The organism is uncultured Shewanella sp., assembly GCF_947495455.1.
GTDB lineage: Bacteria > Pseudomonadota > Gammaproteobacteria > Enterobacterales > Shewanellaceae > Shewanella.
In genome coordinates, this window is record NZ_CANLZC010000211.1 from 1 (window position 1) to 1,950 (window position 1,950).

Below are 1,950 nucleotides of genomic sequence, written 5' to 3' on the forward strand. Positions count from 1 at the left end.
GATTATTTGCTCCCAGCATACCAAAATGTGACATCTCTAAATTGGGGAAATGTGACATTACTATATTGGATCTACACTACTGAATCTATAGCCTACAAAAAGCTTACATTATGTTTAATGTAAGCTTTTTTGTTGCCAAAAAACACAAAATACACACAAAAGAATCAGGATGATTACATTTTGATTTCAGTTATAGCAAAAGCGGTCGATATAACTAGTCGCCTGTATGAAATTACAATCAGACATTAGTTGCACCTTTGGTGAAAAGTGCCTAATGAATCATCAACAAGCAGATTATGGCGACTTAACAAGACAATAAAAGCCATAAAAATAAATGGGATTCAACTGGCCAAAAGGAGTACAGCGCCGCCTTCAGCTTCTATTTTATTTTCAATTTCTAGTTATACCAATGATATGTGCCAAGTACCGTTACCTACACCTTAACAGGCTCAAGTACTGCACATGTATTAACTTCTACTTCACAGTAAAACAGCAAGATTTTTTGAACATATAGACATGTTCAAAAACATTTAAAAGGATATTATCTTGAAAAAAATCCATCGAGGTCGTCGGTCTAATCTGACTCAATCGAAAAATCAGCGTGTTACTCAGATCGAGTACGAAAACAGTCAACAAAGCTCACATACAGCATGCAATCGCAGTATCGAGAATACACTATGTTATCGCAATGCATTTGCCAGCAGATTCGCCACCTTTAAAACACTCAGCGCCGCATTAAGTTCAGGTATCGCACTCACAGGCATGTTGGCAGGGCACGCCCAGGCGGCGGATTTATACGCCCCCGATAATTGGGTGATCAGTGAAGACACCCATATTGCTGCTGGCGATCGCATGTTCGTTAATCGTGATGCCACAGTCACCCTAGGCGAAGGCATTACCTTTGCTATCGACAAAGGTGCTGAGCTGATCATCGCTGATGGGGTGAACTTTAATATTGACAGTAATGCCAAAATTGAAGTCTATGGTAGCCTTTTGGGTGAAGGGATTGAAGGCAATGAAATTCGCTTTACGTCTTCATTAGCCAATCCCACACACAGCAGTTGGCAAGGTATTTATGCCAATAGCGGCGCCAATATCAACTTAAGCTACAGCCAAATTAGCCATGCGCTGACGGGCATTTACGCTAATCTAACAATAAGTGATAGCCAAGCCAGCGATGAAGAGACCAACATCAATGTTGATCATAGCCGCTTTATCGACAACAGCTATGGAGCGATTTTTTACCAGCTAAACGATCAATTCACGCTTGACGCGACCCTGCAATATAACCAGTTTATTGGCAGCCAGAACCATCACCTGTTTGCTCAGGGCAATAGCCCTATGATGGCCACCACGATTGATGCGCGCTATAACTGGTGGGATTCGGCCTTAGCAGCCACCATAGCCACAAAAATATTTGACAGTAGCCAGAGTCCTTTTGGCTTACATGTTGATTACAGTGACTATTATTTTTCAGCCCGTATGGAAAGCACCGACGAGCGCAGTCTGGCGGTAACGCTACCGGATGAACTGCTGGTTGATGGCGAATATGGCCTGTTTAACGACTATTATGTTGTAGCTAACCTTAATATTAGCTCGGGACAAGTATTAAGGTTGAAAGCAGGCCACACTCTGACGATTAAAGCAGGCGTAAGACTCACTATCGCCTCTGGCGCACAGCTTATTATTGAAGAAGGGGCTAAGGTCGAGCTGGAAGACAGCGCTAGTGTCACTGTCAGTGCAGGCGGTACTTGGCAGCTGAATGCGGGCACGCAAGTGTTAGCTGCTGAAAATGTGCAATTGGATATTCATGGTACTTTAAAGGCTGAAGGCGTTGAAGATAATCTGGTTTACTTTGGCTCATCACTTGAAGCGCCAGAAAAAGATAGCTGGCACGGCATTAAAGCCTATGCCAATTCAACAGTAACATTACGTCATACTCAAATCAGC

Annotated in this window: 1 protein-coding gene; it reads left to right on the plus strand. The window is 42.9% G+C overall.

Annotated features, from left to right (window positions below; all coding sequences use genetic code 11):
- Positions 1–546 precede the first annotated feature (546 nt).
- A partial coding sequence (locus Q0791_RS24770) for a hypothetical protein (protein ID WP_299011933.1) occupies positions 547–1,950 on the plus strand: 1,404 nt, incomplete at its 3' end.